Origin of the sequence: Paraburkholderia terrae, from assembly GCF_002902925.1 — a bacterium.
Classification (GTDB): domain Bacteria; phylum Pseudomonadota; class Gammaproteobacteria; order Burkholderiales; family Burkholderiaceae; genus Paraburkholderia; species Paraburkholderia terrae.
Genome location: NZ_CP026111.1, coordinates 3,271,284 through 3,292,753, shown reverse-complemented (window position 1 = coordinate 3,292,753; position 21,470 = coordinate 3,271,284). Strand labels below are relative to the sequence as shown.

The following is a 21,470-nucleotide window of genomic DNA, read 5'->3' as shown; positions in this document are numbered from 1 at the left end:
CAAGACCGAGATTATTTGTTATAATCTCGGTCTTCCCTCTTTGTGGGAGCCCCATCGCGGGCGAAGTCGTAGGTGGGGGAAGCGATTTGGGCGTCAGTCCATGTCGACAGAATCACCAGATTGCGATGGCGGGTTTCGTTTGCCGTCGCTGCTGTTCATACCCAAGCAGCCGATTGGCTGACGGGACCAAGACTGACCGGGTGCGCCATGGTGGTGTGACCGGATTAAGTTGGGAAAGATAAACCATGATCCAGACCGAAACTCGGCTCGAAGTGGCCGACAACACGGGTGCGCGTGAAGTCATGTGCATCAAGGTGCTCGGCGGCTCGAAGCGTCGTTATGCCAACATTGGCGACATCATCAAGGTGACCGTCAAAGAAGCAACGCCGCGCGGGCGCGTGAAGAAAGGCGAAATCTACAACGCCGTGGTGGTTCGCACCGCCAAGGGCGTGCGTCGTCAAGACGGCTCGCTGATCAAGTTCGACGGCAACGCAGCCGTGCTTTTGAATACCAAGCTCGAGCCTATCGGCACCCGTATCTTTGGGCCGGTTACGCGTGAGCTGCGCAGCGAACGTTTCATGAAGATCGTTTCGCTCGCGCCGGAAGTGCTGTAAGGAGCCGAGATGAACAAGATTCGCAAAGGTGACGAAGTCGTCGTAGTTACCGGTAAAGACAAGGGCAAGCGCGGTGTAGTGCTGGTCGTTGCCGATGACCGTGTGACCGTCGAGGGCCTCAATATCGCCAAGAAGCATGTGAAGCCGAACCCGATGAAGGGTACGACGGGCGGCGTGGAAGCGAAGGCAATGCCATTGCATATTTCGAACGTCGCGCTGGTCGACGCGAATGGCAAGCCGTCGCGTGTCGGCATCAAGGTCGAGGGAGACAAGAAGGTTCGTTTCCTGAAGTCGACCGGTGCTGTGCTGAGCGCCTGACGCTGCGGAGTAAAAAATGGCACGTTTGCAAGAATTTTATAAAGAGAAGGTTGTTCCCGGCCTGATCGAGAAGTTCGGTTACAAGTCCGTGATGGAAGTGCCGCGCATCACCAAGATCACCCTGAATATGGGTCTTGGCGAAGCCGTCGCTGACAAGAAGATCATCGAGAACGCCGTTGGCGATCTGACGAAGATCGCGGGCCAGAAGCCGGTCATCACGAAGGCACGCAAGGCAATCGCAGGCTTCAAGATCCGTCAGGGTTACCCGATCGGCGCGATGGTCACGCTGCGTGGCCAGGCAATGTACGAATTCCTCGATCGTTTCGTGACGGTTGCGCTCCCGCGTGTGCGTGACTTCCGTGGCGTGTCGGGCCGTGCATTCGACGGTCGTGGCAACTACAACATCGGTGTGAAAGAGCAGATCATTTTCCCCGAAATCGACTACGACAAAATCGACGCGCTGCGTGGGCTGAACATCAGCATCACGACGACTGCGAAGACTGACGATGAAGCAAAGGCACTGCTCGCCAGCTTCAAGTTCCCGTTCAGAAACTGAGGTTACCGTGGCTAAACTGGCACTGATCGAACGTGAAAAGAAGCGTGCGCGCCTGGCTGCCAAGTTCGCACCTAAGCGTGCTGAGCTGAAGGCAATCATCGACGACCAAAGCAAGTCGGAAGAAGAGCGTTATTCGGCTCGCCTTGAGCTGCAACAACTGCCGCGCAATTCGAACCCGACTCGCAAGCGCAATCGTTGCGCAATCACCGGTCGTCCGCGTGGCACGTTCCGTAAATTCGGGCTGGCGCGTAACAAGATTCGTGAAATCGCGTTCCGCGGCGAGATCCCTGGCCTGACCAAGGCGAGCTGGTAATAGGAGAAACGTAAATGAGCATGAGTGATCCTATCGCCGATATGCTGACTCGCATCCGCAACGCGCAGATGGTTGAGAAGGTTTCGGTGACGATGCCCTCGTCGAAAGTCAAGGTTGCGATCGCGCAAGTCCTGAAGGATGAAGGCTATATCGACGATTTCGCAGTGAAGGCTGAAGGCGCGAAGTCGGAATTGAACATCGCGTTGAAGTACTACGCTGGCCGTCCGGTTATCGAGCGCCTCGAACGCGTCTCGAAGCCTGGTCTACGTGTGTATCGCGGCCGCAACGATATTCCGCAGGTTATGAATGGCCTGGGCGTTGCGATCGTTTCGACGCCGAAGGGTGTGATGACCGACCGCAAGGCGCGCGCTACTGGCGTGGGCGGCGAAGTCATCTGCTACGTCGCTTAAGACCGAAGGGAGAAGAAACATGTCTCGAGTAGGTAAAAGCCCGATCGCGCTGCAAGGCGCAGAAGTGGCCCTGAGCGACGAGCGCATTACCGTCAAGGGCCCGCTGGGTACGATTTCGCAGAACGCGAATCGCCTCGTGAAAGTGGTGAACGACAACGGCACGCTGAAGTTCGAGCCGGTTGACGAAAGCCGCGAAGCAAATGCGATGTCGGGCACGATGCGCGCGCTGGTCGCGAACATGGTGCAAGGCGTGACTAAGGGTTTCGAGCGCAAGCTGACGCTGGTTGGCGTTGGTTATCGTGCGCAAGCGCAAGGCGACAAGCTGAACCTGTCGCTGGGTTTCTCGCACCCGGTGGTGCACCAGATGCCGGAAGGCGTCAAGGCTGAAACCCCGTCGCAAACCGAAATCGTGATCAAGGGGATCAACAAGCAACAAGTTGGCCAGGTCGCTGCAGAAGTGCGCGGCTACCGTCCGCCGGAGCCTTATAAGGGCAAGGGCGTGCGCTATGCCAACGAGGTTGTGATCCTCAAAGAAACGAAGAAGAAGTAAGGGTGCGCAATCATGGATAAGACTCAATCTCGCCTGCGCCGCGCTCGTCAGACGCGTGTCAAGATCGCTGAGCTGCAAGTCGCGCGTCTGGCCGTGCATCGCACGAACACGCACATCTATGCGCAAGTGTTCTCGCCGTGCGGCACCAAGGTGCTCGCCAGCGCGTCGACGCTCGAAGCCGAAGTGCGTGCGCAACTGGCCGACCAGTCGGGCAAGGGTGGCAATGTTGCCGCTGCGACCCTGATCGGCAAGCGCATCGCAGAAAAGGCTAAGGCTGCCGGCATTGAATCCGTCGCCTTCGACCGCTCGGGTTTCCGCTACCACGGCCGCGTGAAAGCGCTGGCTGACGCGGCGCGCGAAGCCGGGCTCAAGTTCTAAGGAAGGAATTCGTCATGGCAAAGATGCAAGCGAAAGTTCAGGCTGACGAACGCGACGACGGCCTCCGCGAAAAGATGATTTCGGTCAACCGCGTGACCAAGGTCGTGAAGGGTGGCCGGATTCTCGGCTTCGCCGCACTGACCGTGGTTGGCGATGGTGACGGCCGCGTCGGCATGGGCAAGGGCAAGGCCAAGGAAGTTCCGGTCGCTGTTCAGAAGGCAATGGAACAAGCCCGCCGCAACATGTTCAAGGTGCCGCTCAAGAACGGTACGCTGCAACACGAAGTGCATGGCAAGCACGGCGCATCGACGGTTCTCCTCGCTCCGGCGAAGGATGGTACCGGCGTGATCGCTGGCGGACCGATGCGCGCAGTGTTCGACGTGATGGGCGTGCAAAACGTTGTGGCCAAGAGCCACGGTTCGACGAACCCGTACAACCTCGTTCGTGCGACGCTGGATGGGCTGCGCAAGCAGTCGACGCCGGCTGACATCGCGGCGAAGCGTGGTAAGTCCGTCGAAGACATTCTGGGCTAAGGTGGTCACCATGTCTGAAAAAACTGTCAAGGTTCAGCTCGTCAAGAGCCTGATTGGGACCCGCGAATCGCACCGCGCTACGGTGCGTGGTCTTGGACTGCGCCGCCTGAACTCGGTTAGCGAGTTGCAGGACACGCCGGCTGTGCGTGGCATGATCAACAAGGTCTCGTACCTCGTTAAGGTCATCGACTAAGCGGCCGTTCGGGCACTCAAGGAGTTGATAATGGAATTGAATAACCTGAAGCCGGCTGAAGGCGCGAAGCACGCAAAGCGTCGCGTTGGTCGCGGCATCGGCTCCGGCCTCGGTAAGACCGCTGGCCGTGGTCACAAGGGTCAGAAATCGCGTTCGGGTGGCTTCCACAAGGTCGGCTTCGAAGGCGGTCAGATGCCGCTGCAACGCCGTCTGCCGAAGCGTGGCTTTACCTCGCTGACGAAGGAATTCGTTGGTGAAGTGCGTCTCGGCGATTTGGAGAAGCTGCCGGTCGATGAAGTCGATCTGCTGGCACTGAAGCAAGCCGGCTTGATCGGCGAGTTGATGACCAGCGCCAAGATCATTGCGACGGGCGAGTTGAAGCGCAAGGTCGTCGTGAAGGGGCTGGGTGCGACGAAGGGCGCGCGCGCTGCGATCGAAGCAGCTGGCGGTTCTTTCGCCGAGTAACGTGCAAGTCGATTGCCGTCACTAGCATTTGCATCGGAGAAGGTTCTTGGCTAACAGCCCGAGTCTCGCAAAACCCGGTCGAAGCGCGGCGAAGTTTGGCGATCTGCGTCGGCGTGCAGTGTTCCTGCTGCTGGCGCTAGTTGTCTACCGCATCGGCGCGCATATTCCGGTGCCGGGTATCGACCCGGACCAGCTGGCAAAGTTGTTTCAGAGCCAGTCGGGCGGCATCCTTGGCATGTTCAACATGTTCTCGGGTGGCGCACTTTCGCGGTTCACGATTTTCGCGCTGGGGATCATGCCGTACATCTCGGCGTCGATCATCATGCAGTTGCTGGCGATTGTCTCGCCGCAACTCGAAGCGCTGAAGAAGGAAGGACAGGCGGGTCAACGGAAGATTACGCAGTACACGCGTGTCTTCACGGTGGTTCTTGCCACGTTCCAGGCTTTCGGTATCGCTGTTGCGCTGGAGAATCAGCCGGCATTGGTGATCGATCCTGGCATGGTCTTCCGGCTGACGACGGTGGTGACGCTCGTGACCGGCACGATGTTCCTGATGTGGCTCGGTGAGCAAATCACGGAACGCGGTCTGGGTAACGGCATTTCGATCATTATTTTCGGCGGTATCGCAGCGGGTTTCCCGAATGCGATCGGTGGTCTCTTCGAACTGGTTCGTACCGGCTCGATGAGCATCATCTCGGCGATCATCGTGGTCGCGCTGATTGCAGCTGTGACGTATCTGGTAGTGTTCATTGAACGCGGCCAGCGCAAGATCCTTGTGAACTACGCGAAGCGGCAAGTTGGCAACAAGATTTACGGTGGACAGTCGTCGCATCTGCCGTTGAAGCTGAACATGTCGGGCGTGATTCCGCCGATCTTCGCATCGTCGATCATCCTGTTCCCGGCAACCATCCTGAACTGGTTCAGTTCAGGGTCGCGGACCGGTTGGTTCGCGGACACGCTGCACAACGTGGCTGAAGCGCTCAAGCCCGGTCAACCGGTGTACGTGTTGCTGTACGCGTTGGCGATCGTGTTCTTCTGCTTCTTCTACACCGCGCTGGTGTTCAACAGCAGGGAGACGGCCGACAACCTGAAGAAGAGTGGTGCATTCGTCCCGGGTATTCGTCCGGGTGACCAGACGGCACGCTATATCGACCGCATCCTGACGCGTCTGACGCTAGCCGGTGCGATCTACATCGTGTTCGTTTGCTTGCTGCCCGAGTTTCTGGTGCTGCGCTGGAATGTGCCGTTTTATTTTGGTGGAACGTCGCTGCTGATCATTGTCGTCGTCACAATGGATTTCATGGCGCAGGTGCAGTCGTACGTTATGTCGCAACAGTATGAGTCGCTGCTGAAGAAGGCTAACTTCAAGGGCGGCGGCGTCCCGATGCGTTGAAAGGACTTATGGCCAAAGACGATGTAATCCAGATGCAGGGCGAGGTTATCGAAAACCTCCCCAACGCTACCTTTCGGGTGAAGCTGGAAAACGGCCATGTCGTATTGGGACACATATCCGGCAAGATGCGGATGCACTACATCCGTATCCTTCCGGGCGACAAGGTTACGGTTGAATTGACGCCTTACGATCTGTCGCGTGCGCGGATCGTGTTCCGGGCGAAGTGATTTGAAAAAAGGGTAATATCATGAAAGTGATGGCATCGGTTAAGCGCATTTGCCGCAATTGCAAGATCATCAAGCGCAAGGGCGTCGTTCGCGTGATTTGCAGCTCTGATCCGCGCCACAAGCAGCGTCAAGGCTGAACGCCGCGCTTTTGTTTGCGCTTTTTGTTTGAGGAAAAACAATGGCTCGTATCGCAGGGGTTAACATCCCGAACCACCAGCATACCGAAATCGGCCTGACGGCAATTTACGGTATCGGCCGCACGCGCTCGCGCGACATTTGCGTCGCAGCTGGTGTGGCATTTTCGAAGAAGGTCAAGGACCTGAACGACGCAGACCTCGAAAAGCTGCGTGAAGAAGTCGGCAAGTTCATCGTTGAAGGCGATCTGCGCCGTGAAACGACGATGAACATTAAGCGCCTGATGGATCTCGGCTGCTATCGTGGCGTGCGCCATCGTAAGGGCCTGCCCCTGCGCGGCCAGCGCACGCGTACGAATGCCCGTACGCGCAAGGGTCCGCGTCGTGCAGCGCAATCGCTGAAGAAGTAAGCGGGACTGACAGTTACAGGAAAACGTAATGGCTAAGGCTTCGAACAACTCCGCGGCGCAACGCGTTCGCAAGAAGGTCAAGAAGAACGTCGCCGAGGGCGTGGTTCACGTTCACGCGTCGTTCAACAACACCATCATCACGATCACCGATCGTCAAGGCAATGCATTGGCTTGGGCGACGTCGGGTGGTCAGGGCTTCAAGGGTTCGCGTAAATCGACCCCGTTTGCAGCTCAGGTCGCCGCTGAATCGGCTGGCCGCGTGGCGATGGAATACGGCGTGAAGAACCTCGAAGTGCGGATCAAGGGCCCTGGCCCTGGCCGTGAGTCCGCGGTGCGCGCGCTGCATGGTCTTGGCATCAAGATCACCGCGATCTCCGACGTGACGCCGGTTCCGCACAACGGCTGCCGTCCGCCGAAGCGTCGTCGTATCTAAGACGCTTGCTCCGCTTGCGCCTGTTGCCGCTAACGGCGGTAACAGGCTGCTTGCGTTATTGAATTGACTAAGCCCACCGTTCGACCCAAAGGGTTCGGACTAGCGTGAATGAAAGTTCACGTGATCAATCATAGAAGGAATGCAAAGTGGCACGCTATATCGGCCCTAAAGCCAAGCTGTCTCGCCGTGAAGGCACCGATCTCTTCCTGAAGAGCGCCCGTCGTTCGCTCGCTGACAAGTGCAAGCTTGACAGCAAGCCTGGTCAACATGGCCGCACCTCGGGCGCACGTACGTCCGACTACGGCACGCAGCTGCGCGAAAAGCAAAAAGTGAAGCGCATCTACGGCGTGCTCGAGCGCCAGTTCCGCCGCTACTTCGCTGAAGCCGACCGTCGCAAGGGCAACACGGGTGAAAACCTGCTGAAGCTGCTCGAGTCGCGTCTGGACAACGTCGTGTATCGCATGGGCTTCGGTTCGACGCGCGCTGAAGCGCGTCAGCTCGTGAGCCACAAGTCGATCACGGTGAACGGCGTCGTCGCGAACATCCCGTCGCTGCAAGTCAAGGCTGGCGACGTGGTTGCCGTGCGCGAACAGTCGAAGAAGCAGGCTCGTATTCTCGAAGCGCTGTCGCTCGCCGAACAGGGCGGTCTGCCGCAGTGGGTTGCTGTCGATTCGAAGAAGTTCGAAGGCACGTTCAAGCAAATGCCGGAACGCAGCGACATCGCTGGCGACATCAACGAAAGCCTGATCGTCGAATTGTATTCGCGCTAATCGGATTGACGGCCGAGGTTCCCCGATTGCGTTAGGCAAGGGGGCACCTCGGCTGTTTATTTTCAGGTTGTTACCGGTCAGCCTTATCGGTGTAACGAGCCGAGGGTATTGAAAAGGAAAACCTATGCAAACCAGTTTGTTGAAGCCCAAGATCATCGCTGTTGAATCGCTTGGCGAAAGCCACGCGAAAGTGGTCATGGAACCGTTTGAACGGGGTTATGGCCACACCTTGGGTAACGCGCTTCGGCGTGTATTGCTGTCGTCGATGGTGGGCTACGCGCCGACCGAAGTGACGATCGCAGGCGTCGTGCATGAATACTCGACGCTCGATGGTGTGCAGGAGGACGTGGTCAACCTGTTGTTGAACCTGAAGGGCGTGGTGTTCAAGCTGCATAACCGTGACGAAGTGACGGTTACGCTGCGCAAGGAAGGCGAAGGCGTTGTCACGGCTGGTGACATCGAACTCGCGCACGACTGCGAAGTGATCAACCCGGATCACGTGATTGCTCATCTGTCGAAGGGCGGTAAGCTCGACGTGCAGATCAAGGTCGAAAAGGGCCGTGGTTATGTCCCGGGCAACGTGCGTCGTTACGGCGAAGAATCGGCCAAGATCATCGGTCGTATCGTGCTGGATGCGTCGTTCTCGCCGGTTCGCCGCGTGAGCTACGCCGTGGAAAGCGCGCGTGTCGAACAGCGTACCGACCTCGACAAGCTCGTGATGAACATCGAAACCAACGGCGTGATTTCGCCGGAAGAAGCGATCCGTCAATCGGCGCGTATTCTGGTCGATCAGCTGTCGGTGTTCGCAGCGCTGGAAGGCACGGAAGCAGCGGCAGAAGCACCGTCGCGCGCTCCGCAGATCGATCCGATCCTGCTGCGTCCGGTCGATGATCTCGAACTGACGGTTCGTTCCGCGAACTGCCTGAAGGCCGAGAACATCTATTACATCGGCGATCTGATCCAACGCACGGAAAACGAGCTGCTGAAGACGCCGAACCTGGGTCGCAAGTCGCTGAACGAGATCAAGGAAGTACTCGCTTCGCGTGGCCTGACGCTCGGCATGAAGCTCGAAAACTGGCCGCCGGCTGGTCTCGACAAGTAAGTCAAGCAGTATCGACTGGTAAGGACGCGGATTTTCCTTTAAAATCCGCGTCTTGCCTTTTTCACTACCGGCCCGTGCTTTCCACGCTGTACACAAGGAAAGCGATAGAAGAGCTGGACCAAAACTTTGATTCAAGGAAATTGAAATGCGTCACCGTCATGGTTTGCGGAAACTGAACCGCACGAGCAGCCACCGTCTGGCAATGCTCCGTAACATGTCCAACTCGCTGATCGAGCACGAAGTCATCAAGACGACGCTGCCGAAGGCGAAGGAACTCCGTAAAGTCGTCGAGCCGCTGATCACGCTCGGCAAGAAGCCGTCGCTGGCAAACCGTCGTCTGGCGTTCAATCGCCTGCGCGATCGTGACTCGGTCACGAAGCTGTTCGACGTGCTGGGCCCGCGCTTCGCGAACCGTCCGGGTGGCTACCTGCGCATCCTGAAGTTCGGTTTCCGCGTCGGCGACAACGCACCGATGGCACTGGTCGAACTGCTCGACCGTCCGGAAGTCGAGGAAGTTGAAAACGTTGCAGAAGCTGAATAAGCTTTCTGACAGCGACTAAAAGAAGCCAGGCGTGAGCCTGGCTTTTTCGTTTCCAGCGTGCGCTTTGCCTATGCCATTCGAGCGTCTGCGAGCTATCAGGACAAGGTGATACGATAGCGTCACCCTGTTTTGGAAAGCGCTGGAGCGGTCGGTGAACGTGAACGTGAGTTTGGTATTGACGACCGTGCCGGACCTCGCAACGGCGCAAAAATTGGCTCAGGACGCGCTTTCAGCACGTCTCGCTGCGTGTGTGACGCAACTTGGCAGCGTCCAGTCCAACTACCACTGGCAGGGCAAGATCGAATCGGCGGAAGAGATCCAGTTGCTGTTCAAGACGAGCGTCGTCCGAACGCTTGAGCTCGAACGGTTCATCCAGGCTCAGCATCCGTACGACACGCCCGAAATCCTTTCCTGGCAAGTCACTGCGTCGGCCGCGTATGGCCAATGGGTGAATGCCGAAACGCAACGCCCAATCCATGTTTAACGGTTTGTCCCGGCGCTGGCGGAATGTCGCGCGCCTTCTCACCTTTGTCGCAGGCGTACTGCTGCTATCGCTGGCCACGGCGAGCGTCGTTCGTGCGGCGGACGACTTTCTCGATCCCGCGGTCGCTTTCAGATTCAGCGCATCCGAGCAGCCAGGCGAAGTGCTGGTTCACTACAAGATCGCCGACGGCTACTACATGTACCGGGAGCGATTCGCCTTCGCGACGCGCAACGGTACGGCGACGATCGGTGACGCGCAATTACCCGCGGGGCATGTGAAGTTCGACCAGACATTCGGGAAGAATGTCGAAACCTATCGTGGCGAATTGACTGTCCGCGTCCCCGTGAAGCAGGCGAGCGGTCCGTTCGATCTTGCCGTTACGTCGCAGGGCTGCGCCGACGCGGGCATCTGCTATCCGCCAATGGAGCGCGTCTACCACGTGACGGGAGCGGCGTTGCACGCGGCCGTTGCGGGTAAAACGAACACGCTGCCGGCTCAGGACACTCAAAGCAGCACCTCGTGGTACGAGCGCGCGACCAGCGCAGACTATGCGCAATCACTGCTGCAAGGCGGCGGGTTTTTCGCGATCGTCGGTTTGTATTTCGTCGCCGGCATCGTGCTGAGTCTGCTTCCCTGTTCGTACCCGATGATCCCGATTCTGTCGGCAATCATCATCGGCGAGGGGCCTCGGGTCACGCGCGCACGCGGTTTCACGCTGTCATTGGCTTATGTTGTCGGGATGGCGCTCGTGTACACGGTGCTTGGCATCGCGGCCGCGCTCGTTGGGCAAAGCCTTGGCGCCTGGCTGCAGAGCCCGTGGGTGCTCGGCGCATTTGGCGTTTTGCTGTCCCTCTTTGCGCTCACGCTGATCGCGGGAGTCGATATCGTGTTGCCTCAGCGGTTGCAGAGCGGCGTTTCAAAAGCGTCCGAGCACCACTCGGGAGGGAAGTTCGCGGCCGTCGCGGTGATGGGAGCACTTTCTGCGCTGGTAGTCGGTGCATGCATGACGGCACCGCTGTTCGCGGTATTGGCGTTCATCGCGCACACCGGCAATGCCGTGCTGGGCGGTGTGGCACTATTTTCGATGGGTATCGGGCTTGGCGTACCGCTGCTCATCATCGGGCTTGGCGCAGGCACGTTGCTGCCACGCGCGGGTGCCTGGATGGACAGCGTCAAGGTCTTCTTCGGCATCGTGCTGCTTGCGGCTGCGCTCTGGATCGTGTGGCCGGTGTTGGGCCCGATTGCGCAAATGCTATTGGCCGCATTGTGGCTCCTGATCGCAGCTGCCGGCCTGGGGCTATTTTCCCCTCATGCGGGCGCAGGCTCGATCTGGCGCGGTCTTGGACGCGGAATCGGTGCAGCATTGGCGATCTGGGCCGCCACCTTACTGGTTGGGCTGGCAGCAGGATCGACGGACCCGCTGAAGCCGCTCGCCGTACTCGCGGGTCGGACATTGAATGCCGCGTCCGGGCAGGCCCAACAGACCGATCTGGCCTTCGCGCCGGTGCGCTCATCAGGTCAGCTCGACGAAGCCGTCAAAACGGCTGCACAGCCCGCCATGCTCGATTTTTACGCGGACTGGTGCGTCAGCTGCAAGGAAATGGAAAAGTTCACCTTCAGCGACCCGCGCGTTCAGGCGAAGCTCAAGCAAATGAATCTGCTGCGCGCGGACGTCACGGCCAATAACGCAGACGATCAGGTTCTGCTCAAGCGCTTCAATTTGTTCGGGCCGCCGGGGATCATCTTTTTCGACCGCGGCGGGAAAGAAGTGCTGCGCGTCGTCGGATACGAATCGGCGGACAAATTCCTGAGAAGTCTCGACCGGGCGATGACGGTGCCGCAGACCTGAGCATCAAACGTCACACACGTATATCCAACGCGGTCCGCATCAGCTTGAAATGAAAAAGCGGAGACGCCTTAAGGCAATCTCCGCTTTCGGTCGATACCTACCGCGACACCGCGACGCGGTCGTACGCGGCATGCATCGCAACCTTACTTCTGCGCCCGCAGCAAACGCGCAGCGTCCAGCGCGAAGTAGGTCAGCACGCCATCCGCGCCTGCGCGCTTGAACGCGAGCAGCGATTCCATCATCACCTTATCGTGATCGAGCCAGCCGTTTTGTGCGGCGGCCTTCAACATCGCGTATTCGCCGCTCACCTGATACACATACGTCGGGAAGCGGAACTCGTCCTTCACGCGCCGCAAGATATCCAGATAAGGCATGCCCGGCTTGACCATCACCATGTCCGCGCCTTCGTCGATGTCGGCGCGCACTTCGCGCAGCGCCTCGTCCGAGTTGGCGGGGTCGAGTTGATACGTCATCTTGTTGCCTTTGCCGAGATTCGCCGCGGAGCCGACGGCATCGCGGAACGGGCCGTAGAACGCAGACGCGAACTTCGCCGAATAAGCCATGATCCGCGTGTGAATGTGGCCCTCGCTTTCCAGCATCTCGCGAATCGAACCGATCCGGCCGTCCATCATGTCGGACGGAGCGACGATGTCGACGCCCGCCTGCGCCTGCGTCTGCGCCTGCTCGACGAGAATCTCGACCGTTTCGTCATTGATCACGTAGCCGTTTTCATCGAGCACGCCGTCCTGGCCGTGGCTCGTGTACGGATCGAGCGCGACGTCCGTCAACACGCCGAGTTCGGGGAAGCGTTTCTTCAACTCGCGCACCGCGCGCGGAATCAGGCCGGCTTCATTGGTTGCCTCGCGGCCGTCGGGCGTCTTCAGCGACGGCTCGATCACCGGGAACAGCGACAGCACGGGCACGCCCAGTTCGAGACACTGCTCGGCGACGCCCATCAGCAGATCGACGGACACTCGCTCGACGCCAGGCATCGACGGAACGGCCTGCCGGACATTCGTCCCTTCGATCACGAAGACGGGGTAAATCAGATCATTGGTGGTGAGGATGTTCTCGCGCATCAGGCGGCGCGAAAAGTCGTCCCGGCGCATGCGGCGAGGGCGATGATGCGGATAGAAGCTCATGTGGGGATATCTGCAAAAGTCAAAAATGCTGGCGGCACCCTGCCAGAAACTTTTCGAGACAATGGTATATCATACCGATCGAGCAAGGCGCCTAGCGCTGACCTCCCCGCTTCTCCTCCCTGAGCGGGTGCCTGTCGTTTTTCGATTAGGCTGTTTAACCCGCCGTTTTCTAGCGGCGGGTTTTTTTCTGGGCGAACGAAAACCGCCGCCCACGTGTCGGGGCGGCCCTTCTGGCCTTATTCAGCCGAAGCCGGCTCGTCGGAATCGCCCGCCGTGCCGGGCGCGATCCAGCTTTCGATCAGTTCGTGCGCCTCATCGAGGCCGATCCGCTTGAGCGCGGAAAAAAGCTGGGCGGACAGTTCGCCCTGAAAACCCGCCGCGCGATACTCATCCAGCCCTTTCTTCGTTGCCCGCAGCGCGTTGATGCTTTCCTGGCGAGTCAATTTGTCGCACTTGGTGAGCAACGTGTGAATCGGCTTGCCTGTCGGCGCGAACCACTCGATCATCCGGCGATCCAGCTCGGTGAGCGGTCGGCGCGAATCCATCATCAGGATCATGCCGCGCAGCTGCGACCGCGTTTGCAGATAGCTCGACAGCAACTGCTCCCAATGAGCCTTCGCCGCGCCGGGCACTTCGGCATAGCCATAGCCGGGCAGATCGACGAGGTGCGCGACAGGTTCGTCCGCCGGTCCCACCGAAAAGTAGTTGATGTGCTGCGTGCGCCCAGGCGTCTTACTGGCAAACGCGAGTCGCTTCTGGTTGCAGAGGAGGTTGATGGCCGTCGACTTTCCCGCGTTCGACCGCCCCGCGAAAGCGACCTCGGGTTGCGGCGTAGGCGGCAGATCGCGCAAGTGATTGACGGTCGTGAAAAAGCGCGCTTGGTGGAGCAGAAAAGACATGGAGAAGACCAGATGGAGGGGTGAATGGACGTCGAGCGGACGTCCTGCGCACATCGGCGGACGTGATGAATTGCCCTGCAAGGGCGATGCAGCCCCGCCGTAAAGGCCGGAGAGGCCCGACTGGCGCCAGATCGATTAGCGAGTTATTGTACAATACGATGGTTTACTGAAAACCTGAGAGGCCGCCGCGCGGGCCTCGGCGGCTGATCGGTCGCTGTCGTATTTTGCAGAACCTCTAATTCCCACAAGACGAAACAGGGTGTGCGAATGAATCGACTGGGCAAGTTTCTGGTGGTACTTCACACAGCAGCAGGTCTTTCAGGTTTGGCGGTACAGGCAAGAGCAGCAGATCAGGCAAAGCCGGATTTGAATCGGGGGCAGGCAATCGCAGCGCAGGTGTGCGCTTCATGTCACGGCGCGGATGGCAACAGTGCGGGTGGTGCGTATCCGAAGCTCGCCGGCCAACACCCCGAGTATCTCGTCAAGCAGCTCAAAGATTTCAAAACCCAGCCAGGTGCGAAGCAGCCCGCCCGTAACAATGCGATCATGGCGGGTATGGCGGCGGCGCTGACCGATCAGGACATGGTCAACGTGTCGGCGTACTTCGCGTCGCAGGCACCGAAGCCGGGTTACGCGCACAACAAGGACACCGTGCCCCTCGGGCAGAAGATTTATCGCGCTGGCCTCGCCGACAAGGGCGTTCCTGCGTGCGCAAGCTGTCACGGGCCGACGGGGCAGGGCATTCCGTCACAGTATCCGCGCCTGTCGGGGCAATGGGCGGATTACACCGTGGCACAGTTGACCGCGTTCACGCAGGGCCCGGGCGCGCGCAACAACAACGAAGCAATGCACGCCGTCGCATCGCGTTTGTCGGATAGCGAGATCAAGGCGGTTGCCGATTACATCGCGGGCTTGCATTAAGAGTCCGTACGAAAGCGAAGCCGGCCTAAGGTGGGCCGTAAGATGGCCGGCGAAAAAACAAGAAAAGGGTGAGGGAATCGCAAGCAGCGACGTCCCTGCACCCTTTTTTGCTGTTCAGTCGGAGTTTGAATGAGCGTCACCACGTCGGGTTTGGAGTTGAAGTCGCGGCAGCGCTTCCTGCGCACGTCCGTCGAATTGCTGAGTTCGATGCGCTTTGCGATCGCATTGCTCGTGATCCTGTCGATCGCGAGCATCATCGGCACCGTGCTCACGCAGGACGATCCGTATCCGAACTACGTCAACCAGTTCGGGCCGTTCTGGGCCGACATCTTCCGCTCGCTGAGCCTGTACAACGTGTACAGCGCGTGGTGGTTCATGCTGATCCTCGGCTTTCTGCTCGTGTCGGTCTCGCTGTGCGTGATCCGCAACGCGCCGAAGATGGTCGCCGATATGAAGAGCTGGAAGGACAAGGTCCGCGAAGGCAGCCTGCGCGCGTTCCATCACAAGGGCGAGTTCGAGGTGCCGAACGCGACGCGCGCGCAAGCCGCCGCCACGCTCGGCAAGCTGTCGGCAAAGCTCGGCTACAAGTACGTGACGCGCGAATCGGAAGGCGCGACGCTGATCGCCGCGAAGCGCGGCGCGCTGACCAAGCTCGGCTACATCTCCGCGCACATTGCGATCGTGATTATCTGCATCGGTGGGCTGCTCGACAGCAATCTGCCCATCAAGCTGCAGATGTGGCTGTTCGACAAGACGCCGATCCGCAGCAACACCGTCATCAATGAGATTCCGCCCGAGCATCGCCTGTCGCAGGGCAATCCGACGTTCCGCGGCTACGCGTGGGTGCCGGAAGGCCAGCATGTGTCGACGGCGATCCTGAACCAGCAGGACGGCTCGCTGATCCAGGATCTGCCGTTCTCGATCGAACTGAACAAGTTCATCGTCGATTACTACTCGACGGGCATGCCGAAGCTCTTTGCAAGCGACATCGTCGTGATCGACCACAAGACGGGCGCGCGCGTTCCGGCGCGCGTCGAAGTGAACAAACCGTTCGAATACGACGGCGTGTCGATCTATCAGTCGAGCTTCCAGGACGGCGGCTCGCAGATGCAGACGACGGCTTGGCCGATGACGGGCAGCAGCGTCAAGAGCGAGTCGTTCAACGGCGAGATCGGCGGCTCGAAGGTGTTGAGCGCGTCGATGCCCGGCGCGGACGGCCAGACGGTCGAATTTGCCGATTTCCGCGCAATCAACGTCGAGAATATCTCGAACGGTAACGGCCAGAACGATGCACGCGGCGTTGCCGCGCATCAGTCGTTAAAGGAAGCCTTCGACGAGCGCCTCGGCTCCGGCGCAAAGACGTCGAAACCGGTCGATCTGCATAACGTCGGCCCGTCGGTGCAGTACAAGGTGCGCGACAAGGACGGCCAGGCGCGCGAGTACAACAACTACATGCTGCCCGTCGACGTAAGCGGCGAGCGCGTGTTCCTCGCGGGCATGCGCGCGAATCCCGACGATGCATTCCGCTATCTGCGCATTCCCGCCGACGCAGGCGGCACGGTCAATGAATGGATGCGGATGCGCGCCGCGCTCCAGGACCCCGCCATCCGTGCGCAGGCGGCGCGCGATTTCGCGCAGCGCTCGGTGCAGTCGAACGCGGAACTGCAGCAGCATCTTGAAGAGAGTGCATCGCGTGTGCTGACGCTGTTCGCCGGCGACGATCCGAGTCTGGGCAAGGCCGCCAATGGTCAGAAGGTTGGCGGCTTCCAGGCGGTCGCCGCGTTCATCGATCGTTCTGTCCCCAAGGCCGAGCAGGAGAAGGCGGCAGGACTCTTGCTTCGCATGCTCGAAGGCTCGATGTGGGACGTATGGCAACTCGCGCGCAAGCAGGCGGGAGAAGGCCCGGCAACGGCCGACCCGACCACGAGCCGCTTTGTCCAGAGTTCGATCAACGCGATTTCCGACAGCTTTCTGTACGGTTCGCCCGTCTATTTGCAGCTTGATTCCTTCAAGCAGGTGCAAGCTTCGGTATTTCAGTTGACGCGCGCGCCGGGCAAAAAAGTCGTGTATCTTGGCAGCCTGCTACTCGTGTTGGGCATCTTTTCGATGTTCTATGTCCGCGAACGGCGGCTGTGGTTCTGGCTCAAGGACGCGGAGCGCGGCGGCAATGGCGTGACCGTCGTGATGGCGATGTCGACGGCGCGCAAGACGTTCGATTTCGAGAAGGAATTCGCCCAAACACGCGATGCCGTCGGCGTCGCGCTGGGTGGCAAGCCTGTCGATGCCGATTCCGCCCACGTGGCAAAGGACGCCGCCCGTGCAACGCACGGAGCGTCCGCAGATTCATCTGATTCGACCCGGTAAGATCATGGACCTGACTCAAGTTTCCTCATCCTCGCGCGCCAAACCGCGCGCCGATACGGCGGCTCTCTCGACCCCGCATCTGACTGGGGAGGCGCTGCTGGACGATCGTCCATTTCTGAAGCGTCTTGGCCTGTTCGACTGGCTGTTCGCGCTTGCGATGGTCGCGGGCGCCGGGTTTGCGCTGTCGCGCTACCACGACTACATGAATTACTACGACAAGCTGGTGCTGGTATGCACGGTGCCTGTTTTCGTCGTGCTCGGCTGGCGCTGGAAACCGGTGCGTCTGCTGATTGCGTGCATCGCCGTGCTGTCGCTGTCGGCAATTCAGATTTACGGCGGCGATCTCGCCCGCGCCGACCACGCGTTCTTCCTCAAGTATTTCCTGTCGAGCCAGTCGGCCATCCTGTGGATGAGCGCGCTGTTCGTGCTGGCCACGCTGTTCTACTGGATCGGCACGCTGTCGCGTTCGCCGACGGGCGCCGCGATTGGCTCGAAGATGACGTGGGTGGCGGTGCTGATGGGCTTCGTCGGCCTGATGGTGCGGTGGTACGAGTCGTATCTGATCGGCTCGGACGTCGGCCATATCCCCATCTCGAACCTCTACGAAGTGTTCGTGCTGTTCAGCCTGATCACGGCGCTGTTCTACCTGTACTACGAGCAGCACTACAACACGCGCTCGCTCGGCGCGTTCGTGCTGCTGGTGATCAGCGCGGCCGTCGGCTTCCTGATGTGGTACTCGATCGCGCGCGACGCGCAGCAGATCCAGCCGCTCGTCCCCGCGCTGCAAAGCTGGTGGATGAAGATCCACGTGCCGGCGAACTTCATCGGCTATGGCAGCTTCGCGCTGTCGGCGATGGTTGGCGTCGCGTATCTGATGAAGGAGCGCGGCGTGCTGGCCGACCGCCTGCCGACGCTCGACGTGCTCGACGACGTGATGTACAAGTCGATCGCCGTCGGCTTCGCGTTCTTCACGATCGCGACGATTCTCGGCGCGCTGTGGGCCGCCGAAGCGTGGGGCGGCTACTGGAGCTGGGACCCGAAGGAAACCTGGGCGCTGATCGTCTGGCTGAATTACGCGGCGTGGCTGCACATGCGTCTGATGAAAGGCCTGCGCGGCGCGGTCGCCGCATGGTGGGCGCTGACGGGCCTGCTGGTGACGAGCTTCGCGTTCCTCGGCGTCAATATGTTCCTGTCGGGGCTGCACAGCTACGGCAAGCTGTAAGTTTCAGTTTCGCCGGGTCGGAACGACCAGAAACCGCCGTGTGCGCTGCACCGGCGGTTTTTTTATGCCGGTATGGAAGAATCGCTCGCCGCGTGTGTTAACAGAACGAAGAACCGAGAACGAAGAACGGCGACTCCCTCGCGCGAGTCGAATGGATACCGATCGGGCGAGGCGCCCGGCAAGGAGTTTTCAGCATGTGGATCAAGCGAAGCGACCGAGGCCAGCTGTACGGCGACGACATCGCGCGCAGCGAAATCACGCCGCAGCGCGTGTTCGAGAATCGCCGGCGCATCCTGCAGGCGGCGGGCGCGGTGGCGCTCGGCAGCCTGATCGGTGTACACGGCGAGGCGTACGCGGAATATTCGTCGCCCGATCCGAAGGCGCTGAAGCTCGGCGCAAAGACCAATCCGAAGTTCGTCGTCACCGACAAGGTCACGTCTTACAAGGACATCACCACGTACAACAACTTCTACGAGTTCGGCACCGACAAGAGTGACCCCGCGCATAACGCCGGGACGTTGCGGCCGCGTCCGTGGAAGGTGAGCGTCGAAGGCGAGGTGAAGAACGCGAAGGTCTACGACATCGATGAATTACTGAAACTCGCGCCGCTCGAAGAGCGCGTGTACCGGATGCGTTGCGTCGAAGGCTGGTCGATGGTGATTCCGTGGATCGGCATTCCGTTGTCGGAAGTCATCAAGCGCGCGCAGCCGACGGCGAACGCGAAATACGTGCAGTTCATCACGCTTGCTGATCCGTCGCAGATGCCTGGATTGTCCGAGCCGATTCTCGAATGGCCGTATTCGGAAGGTCTGCGGATGGACGAGGCAATGAATCCGCTGACGCTGCTGACGATGGGCGTCTACGGCCAGGTGCTGCCGAATCAGAACGGCGCGCCCGTGCGTATCATCGTGCCGTGGAAATATGGCTTCAAGAGCGCGAAGTCGCTGGTGAAAATCCGCTTCGTCGACAAGCAGCCGCCGACCAGCTGGAACACCTACGCGCCGAGCGAATACGGCTTTTATTCGAACGTGAACCCGAACGTCGACCATCCGCGCTGGAGCCAGGCGACCGAACGGCGCATCGGTGACGGCATCTTCACGCCCAAGCGGAACACGCTGATGTACAACGGCTACGGCGATCTGGTCGCGTCGATGTATCAGGGCATGGACCTGAAGAAGAACTTCTGACGGCGGCGCGCATGGCAACCAATACGACCCAACCCGCGACCGCCAGCAACGCCACGAACACAGTGCGTCAGACGCGAAAAGCCAGCACGAGCGCCAATGCCAGCCGCTGGATCGTGCCCGCGAAGATCGTGGTGTTCGTCGCGGCGCTGTATCCGCTTGCGCGGCTCGTGCTGCTCGGCTTCACGGGCGGGCTGGGCGCAAACCCCATCGAGTTCATCACGCGGTCGACGGGCCTGTGGACGCTGGTTTTCATCTGCATCACGCTCGCGGTGACGCCGCTGCGCAAGTTGACCGGCTGGAACGCATTGCTGCGCTTTCGCCGGATGCTCGGCCTCTTCGCGTTCTTCTACGCCGCGCTGCATTTCACGACGTACTTCTGGTTCGACAAGTGGTTCGATATTGCCGCGATCGTGAAGGACATCGGCAAGCGGCCGTTCATCACGGTCGGCTTTGCGGCGTTCGTGCTGCTGTTACCGCTTGCCATCACGTCGCCGAAAGCGATGGTGCGCAAACTCGGCCGACGCTGGCAGACCCTGCACCGCGCCATCTACCCGATCGCAGCGCTCGCGATCCTGCATTTCTGGTGGATGAAGGCAGGCAAGCACGATCTGATCTTGCCGAAGATTTACGGCGCGATCGTGATTGCGTTGCTCGGCTGGCGCGTGCTGGTTTGGGCGCGCGACAGGATCAGGCAGCGCGCAAAAACCTGACGAGCGCGAATCGACAGGCGACAAAAAAGGCGATGCGCCATAAGCGCATCGCCTTTTTGCTTTGAGCGTCCGAAACGCGCGGAAGTTATTCCGGCAGAACCGTCTCGCCCGCGAACAGGTCTTTCACTTCTTCGCGCTTGCGCACGACATACGCCTTGTCGCCATCGACCATCACTTCGGCTGCGCGCGCACGCGTGTTGTAGTTCGAGCTCATCGCGAATCCGTAGGCGCCCGCGGAACGGATCGCGAGCAGATCGTCCGGCTCGACGGCGAGTTTGCGTTCGCGTCCGAGCCAGTCGCCGCTTTCGCACACGGGACCGACGACGTCATAAACATGCTTGTCGCCGGCGCGCTGCACGACGGGTTCGATCGCGTGATAAGCCTCGTACATCGCGGGGCGCGCGAGGTCGTTCATTGCTGCGTCGACGATCGCAAAGTTCTTCTCTGCACCCGGCTTCAGAAACTCGACACGCGTGAGCAGCATGCCCGCATTGCCGACGAGCGAGCGGCCCGGCTCGAAATACACTTCGCGATGGCCATGCCCGCGCGCTTCGATCCGGTCGAGCAACGTGCGCACGAAATCGCCGATATCCGGCGGCGTTTCATCGTCGTAGGTGATGCCGAGTCCGCCGCCCACGTCGATATGCTTGATCTTCAAGCCGTCCGCTTCGATCTGTTCGACGAGTTCGAGCAGTTTGTCGACGGCGTCGAGATACGGCGCGACTTCCGTGATCTGCGAACCGATATGGCAGTCGATGCCGACCACGTCGAGATGCTTCATCGCAGCGGCGGCGCGATACGTGGCACGCGCTTCGTCGAATGCGACGCCGAACTTGTTCGACTTGAGGCCCGTCGAAATATACGGATGTGTCTTTGCATCGACGTCAGGATTCACGCGCAGCGACACGGGCGCCTTCTTGTCCATTTCGCCCGCAACCGCGTTGAGGCGGTCGAGTTCGGGAATCGATTCGACGTTGAAGCACTTCACGCCCGCCGCGAGCCCTTCGCGCATTTCCGCGACGCTCTTGCCGACGCCGGAGAACACGGTGTTTTCCGCTTTGCCGCCTGCCGCGAGCACGCGCGCCAACTCGCCGCTCGACACGATGTCGAAGCCCGCGCCCATGCGCGCGAACAGGTTGAGCACGCCGAGGTTGCTGTTCGCCTTGACAGCGACGTGTACGGTTGCGTGCCGGCCGGCGCATGCGTCGGCGTAGGCATGCCACGCCTCGGTTAGCGCAGCGCGCGAGTAGACATAGAGCGGCGTGCCGAACTGCTCGGCAAGCGACACGGCGGACACGCCTTCAGCGTGCAGCACGCCGTCGACGTAGGCAAAAGCGGATTGAGTCATACGG

The 21,470-nt window shown here is 60.1% G+C and carries 28 protein-coding genes; 25 read left to right on the top strand and 3 right to left on the bottom strand.

What is annotated here, in order from left to right; translation table 11 throughout:
- Positions 1 to 245: 245 nt before the first annotated feature.
- From rplN to dsbD, 20 genes are all read left to right on the top strand, one after another.
- On the top strand, positions 246 to 614 hold the full coding sequence (gene rplN / locus C2L65_RS14640) for a 50S ribosomal protein L14 (protein ID WP_007730565.1): 369 nt from the start codon (positions 246 to 248) through the stop codon (positions 612 to 614).
- A gap of 9 nt (positions 615 to 623) precedes the next feature.
- Complete coding sequence (gene rplX / locus C2L65_RS14635; protein ID WP_042314570.1) at positions 624 to 932, top strand: 50S ribosomal protein L24; 309 nt, start codon at positions 624 to 626, stop codon at positions 930 to 932.
- Positions 933 to 948: 16 nt separating this feature from the next.
- Positions 949 to 1,488, top strand: coding sequence for a 50S ribosomal protein L5 (gene rplE / locus C2L65_RS14630; protein ID WP_006052214.1), 540 nt, complete (start codon positions 949 to 951; stop codon positions 1,486 to 1,488).
- A 7-nt stretch (positions 1,489 to 1,495) separates the two neighbouring features.
- Positions 1,496 to 1,801 carry a 30S ribosomal protein S14 gene (rpsN, locus tag C2L65_RS14625; protein ID WP_012402186.1) on the top strand — a complete coding sequence of 102 codons (306 nt, stop codon included), beginning with the start codon at positions 1,496 to 1,498 and terminating at the stop codon, positions 1,799 to 1,801.
- A 14-nt stretch (positions 1,802 to 1,815) separates the two neighbouring features.
- Complete coding sequence (gene rpsH, locus C2L65_RS14620; RefSeq protein WP_007730595.1) at positions 1,816 to 2,211, top strand: 30S ribosomal protein S8; 396 nt, start codon at positions 1,816 to 1,818, stop codon at positions 2,209 to 2,211.
- A gap of 19 nt (positions 2,212 to 2,230) precedes the next feature.
- Positions 2,231 to 2,761, top strand: coding sequence for a 50S ribosomal protein L6 (rplF, locus tag C2L65_RS14615; protein WP_035988814.1), 531 nt, complete (start codon positions 2,231 to 2,233; stop codon positions 2,759 to 2,761).
- 12 nt (positions 2,762 to 2,773) lie between these two features.
- Positions 2,774 to 3,139 (top strand): 50S ribosomal protein L18, encoded by a 366-nt coding sequence (rplR, locus tag C2L65_RS14610; protein ID WP_007730600.1) that lies wholly within the window; start codon positions 2,774 to 2,776, stop codon positions 3,137 to 3,139.
- 14 nt (positions 3,140 to 3,153) lie between these two features.
- Positions 3,154 to 3,672 (top strand): 30S ribosomal protein S5, encoded by a 519-nt coding sequence (rpsE, locus tag C2L65_RS14605; RefSeq protein WP_007730604.1) that lies wholly within the window; start codon positions 3,154 to 3,156, stop codon positions 3,670 to 3,672.
- 10 nt (positions 3,673 to 3,682) lie between these two features.
- Positions 3,683 to 3,865 carry a 50S ribosomal protein L30 gene (gene rpmD, locus C2L65_RS14600; RefSeq protein ID WP_042314575.1) on the top strand — a complete coding sequence of 61 codons (183 nt, stop codon included), beginning with the start codon at positions 3,683 to 3,685 and terminating at the stop codon, positions 3,863 to 3,865.
- A 30-nt stretch (positions 3,866 to 3,895) separates the two neighbouring features.
- The gene (rplO, locus tag C2L65_RS14595) at positions 3,896 to 4,330 is read left to right on the top strand and encodes a 50S ribosomal protein L15 (protein ID WP_042314569.1); all 435 of its coding nucleotides are present in this window, start codon (positions 3,896 to 3,898) and stop codon (positions 4,328 to 4,330) included.
- A 46-nt stretch (positions 4,331 to 4,376) separates the two neighbouring features.
- Positions 4,377 to 5,723, top strand: a complete 1,347-nt coding sequence (gene secY / locus C2L65_RS14590) for a preprotein translocase subunit SecY (protein WP_012402182.1) — start codon at positions 4,377 to 4,379, stop codon at positions 5,721 to 5,723.
- A gap of 8 nt (positions 5,724 to 5,731) precedes the next feature.
- Positions 5,732 to 5,950, top strand: a complete 219-nt coding sequence (gene infA, locus C2L65_RS14585; RefSeq protein ID WP_004521905.1) for a translation initiation factor IF-1 — start codon at positions 5,732 to 5,734, stop codon at positions 5,948 to 5,950.
- A gap of 20 nt (positions 5,951 to 5,970) precedes the next feature.
- Entirely contained in the window at positions 5,971 to 6,087 is a 117-nt protein-coding gene (rpmJ, locus tag C2L65_RS14580) for a 50S ribosomal protein L36 (protein WP_004199844.1), read from the top strand.
- 41 nt (positions 6,088 to 6,128) lie between these two features.
- Complete coding sequence (gene rpsM / locus C2L65_RS14575) at positions 6,129 to 6,494, top strand: 30S ribosomal protein S13 (protein ID WP_006052223.1); 366 nt, start codon at positions 6,129 to 6,131, stop codon at positions 6,492 to 6,494.
- 28 nt (positions 6,495 to 6,522) lie between these two features.
- Positions 6,523 to 6,927 carry a 30S ribosomal protein S11 gene (rpsK, locus tag C2L65_RS14570; protein WP_006052224.1) on the top strand — a complete coding sequence of 135 codons (405 nt, stop codon included), beginning with the start codon at positions 6,523 to 6,525 and terminating at the stop codon, positions 6,925 to 6,927.
- A 146-nt stretch (positions 6,928 to 7,073) separates the two neighbouring features.
- Positions 7,074 to 7,697, top strand: coding sequence for a 30S ribosomal protein S4 (rpsD, locus tag C2L65_RS14565; RefSeq protein ID WP_007730694.1), 624 nt, complete (start codon positions 7,074 to 7,076; stop codon positions 7,695 to 7,697).
- A 124-nt stretch (positions 7,698 to 7,821) separates the two neighbouring features.
- Positions 7,822 to 8,799: a DNA-directed RNA polymerase subunit alpha gene (locus tag C2L65_RS14560; RefSeq protein ID WP_007730697.1), complete on the top strand. Its 978-nt coding sequence runs from the start codon at positions 7,822 to 7,824 to the stop codon at positions 8,797 to 8,799.
- A gap of 145 nt (positions 8,800 to 8,944) precedes the next feature.
- Positions 8,945 to 9,340, top strand: coding sequence for a 50S ribosomal protein L17 (gene rplQ, locus C2L65_RS14555; protein WP_007730705.1), 396 nt, complete (start codon positions 8,945 to 8,947; stop codon positions 9,338 to 9,340).
- A 157-nt stretch (positions 9,341 to 9,497) separates the two neighbouring features.
- Entirely contained in the window at positions 9,498 to 9,824 is a 327-nt protein-coding gene (gene cutA / locus C2L65_RS14550) for a divalent-cation tolerance protein CutA (RefSeq protein WP_174485101.1), read from the top strand.
- Complete coding sequence (dsbD, locus tag C2L65_RS14545) at positions 9,817 to 11,673, top strand: protein-disulfide reductase DsbD (RefSeq protein WP_042314567.1); 1,857 nt, start codon at positions 9,817 to 9,819, stop codon at positions 11,671 to 11,673. The genes cutA and dsbD overlap by 8 nt, the downstream gene beginning before the upstream one ends.
- Before the next feature lie 143 nt (positions 11,674 to 11,816).
- Here dsbD and hemB read toward each other — a convergent pair whose 3' ends face one another.
- Positions 11,817 to 12,815 (bottom strand): porphobilinogen synthase, encoded by a 999-nt coding sequence (gene hemB / locus C2L65_RS14540; protein ID WP_042314566.1) that lies wholly within the window; start codon positions 12,813 to 12,815, stop codon positions 11,817 to 11,819.
- A 236-nt stretch (positions 12,816 to 13,051) separates the two neighbouring features.
- Positions 13,052 to 13,714: a ribosome biogenesis GTP-binding protein YihA/YsxC gene (gene yihA, locus C2L65_RS14535; protein WP_042314565.1), complete on the bottom strand. Its 663-nt coding sequence runs from the start codon at positions 13,712 to 13,714 to the stop codon at positions 13,052 to 13,054.
- A 267-nt stretch (positions 13,715 to 13,981) separates the two neighbouring features.
- Between yihA and C2L65_RS14530 the strand changes: the two genes are divergently transcribed.
- From C2L65_RS14530 to msrQ, 5 genes are all read left to right on the top strand, one after another.
- Positions 13,982 to 14,635: a c-type cytochrome gene (locus C2L65_RS14530; protein ID WP_035988840.1), complete on the top strand. Its 654-nt coding sequence runs from the start codon at positions 13,982 to 13,984 to the stop codon at positions 14,633 to 14,635.
- A gap of 129 nt (positions 14,636 to 14,764) precedes the next feature.
- Entirely contained in the window at positions 14,765 to 16,999 is a 2,235-nt protein-coding gene (locus C2L65_RS14525; RefSeq protein WP_042314564.1) for a cytochrome c biogenesis protein ResB, read from the top strand.
- Between the two features lie 4 nt (positions 17,000 to 17,003).
- Positions 17,004 to 18,221 carry a c-type cytochrome biogenesis protein CcsB gene (gene ccsB / locus C2L65_RS14520; protein ID WP_042314574.1) on the top strand — a complete coding sequence of 406 codons (1,218 nt, stop codon included), beginning with the start codon at positions 17,004 to 17,006 and terminating at the stop codon, positions 18,219 to 18,221.
- A 194-nt stretch (positions 18,222 to 18,415) separates the two neighbouring features.
- A complete protein-coding gene (msrP, locus tag C2L65_RS14515; protein ID WP_042314563.1) occupies positions 18,416 to 19,408 on the top strand; it encodes a protein-methionine-sulfoxide reductase catalytic subunit MsrP in 993 nt (330 codons plus the stop codon).
- An 11-nt stretch (positions 19,409 to 19,419) separates the two neighbouring features.
- Positions 19,420 to 20,118 (top strand): protein-methionine-sulfoxide reductase heme-binding subunit MsrQ, encoded by a 699-nt coding sequence (gene msrQ / locus C2L65_RS14510; protein ID WP_042314562.1) that lies wholly within the window; start codon positions 19,420 to 19,422, stop codon positions 20,116 to 20,118.
- An 85-nt stretch (positions 20,119 to 20,203) separates the two neighbouring features.
- On the opposite strand, the gene lysA is transcribed toward msrQ, so the two are convergent.
- A complete protein-coding gene (lysA, locus tag C2L65_RS14505; RefSeq protein ID WP_042314561.1) occupies positions 20,204 to 21,466 on the bottom strand; it encodes a diaminopimelate decarboxylase in 1,263 nt (420 codons plus the stop codon).
- Between the last annotated feature and the right edge of the window lie 4 nt (positions 21,467 to 21,470).

Bases quoted from the DNA above. Each gene is read 5' to 3' on its own strand.
- rplN (WP_007730565.1), top strand. From the start codon at position 246: ATGATCCAGACCGAAACTCGGCTCGAAGTGGCCGACAACACGGGTGCG.
- rplX (WP_042314570.1), top strand. From the start codon at position 624: ATGAACAAGATTCGCAAAGGTGACGAAGTCGTCGTAGTTACCGGTAAA.
- rplE (WP_006052214.1), top strand. From the start codon at position 949: ATGGCACGTTTGCAAGAATTTTATAAAGAGAAGGTTGTTCCCGGCCTG.
- rpsH (WP_007730595.1), top strand. From the start codon at position 1,816: ATGAGCATGAGTGATCCTATCGCCGATATGCTGACTCGCATCCGCAAC.
- rplF (WP_035988814.1), top strand. From the start codon at position 2,231: ATGTCTCGAGTAGGTAAAAGCCCGATCGCGCTGCAAGGCGCAGAAGTG.
- rplR (WP_007730600.1), top strand. From the start codon at position 2,774: ATGGATAAGACTCAATCTCGCCTGCGCCGCGCTCGTCAGACGCGTGTC.
- rpsE (WP_007730604.1), top strand. From the start codon at position 3,154: ATGGCAAAGATGCAAGCGAAAGTTCAGGCTGACGAACGCGACGACGGC.
- rpmD (WP_042314575.1), top strand. From the start codon at position 3,683: ATGTCTGAAAAAACTGTCAAGGTTCAGCTCGTCAAGAGCCTGATTGGG.
- rplO (WP_042314569.1), top strand. From the start codon at position 3,896: ATGGAATTGAATAACCTGAAGCCGGCTGAAGGCGCGAAGCACGCAAAG.
- infA (WP_004521905.1), top strand. From the start codon at position 5,732: ATGGCCAAAGACGATGTAATCCAGATGCAGGGCGAGGTTATCGAAAAC.
- rpmJ (WP_004199844.1), top strand. From the start codon at position 5,971: ATGAAAGTGATGGCATCGGTTAAGCGCATTTGCCGCAATTGCAAGATC.
- rpsM (WP_006052223.1), top strand. From the start codon at position 6,129: ATGGCTCGTATCGCAGGGGTTAACATCCCGAACCACCAGCATACCGAA.
- rpsK (WP_006052224.1), top strand. From the start codon at position 6,523: ATGGCTAAGGCTTCGAACAACTCCGCGGCGCAACGCGTTCGCAAGAAG.
- C2L65_RS14560 (WP_007730697.1), top strand. From the start codon at position 7,822: ATGCAAACCAGTTTGTTGAAGCCCAAGATCATCGCTGTTGAATCGCTT.
- rplQ (WP_007730705.1), top strand. From the start codon at position 8,945: ATGCGTCACCGTCATGGTTTGCGGAAACTGAACCGCACGAGCAGCCAC.
- dsbD (WP_042314567.1), top strand. From the start codon at position 9,817: ATGTTTAACGGTTTGTCCCGGCGCTGGCGGAATGTCGCGCGCCTTCTC.
- hemB (WP_042314566.1), bottom strand. From the start codon at position 12,815: ATGAGCTTCTATCCGCATCATCGCCCTCGCCGCATGCGCCGGGACGAC.
- yihA (WP_042314565.1), bottom strand. From the start codon at position 13,714: ATGTCTTTTCTGCTCCACCAAGCGCGCTTTTTCACGACCGTCAATCAC.
- C2L65_RS14530 (WP_035988840.1), top strand. From the start codon at position 13,982: ATGAATCGACTGGGCAAGTTTCTGGTGGTACTTCACACAGCAGCAGGT.
- C2L65_RS14525 (WP_042314564.1), top strand. From the start codon at position 14,765: ATGAGCGTCACCACGTCGGGTTTGGAGTTGAAGTCGCGGCAGCGCTTC.
- ccsB (WP_042314574.1), top strand. From the start codon at position 17,004: ATGGACCTGACTCAAGTTTCCTCATCCTCGCGCGCCAAACCGCGCGCC.
- msrP (WP_042314563.1), top strand. From the start codon at position 18,416: ATGTGGATCAAGCGAAGCGACCGAGGCCAGCTGTACGGCGACGACATC.
- msrQ (WP_042314562.1), top strand. From the start codon at position 19,420: ATGGCAACCAATACGACCCAACCCGCGACCGCCAGCAACGCCACGAAC.
- lysA (WP_042314561.1), bottom strand. From the start codon at position 21,466: ATGACTCAATCCGCTTTTGCCTACGTCGACGGCGTGCTGCACGCTGAA.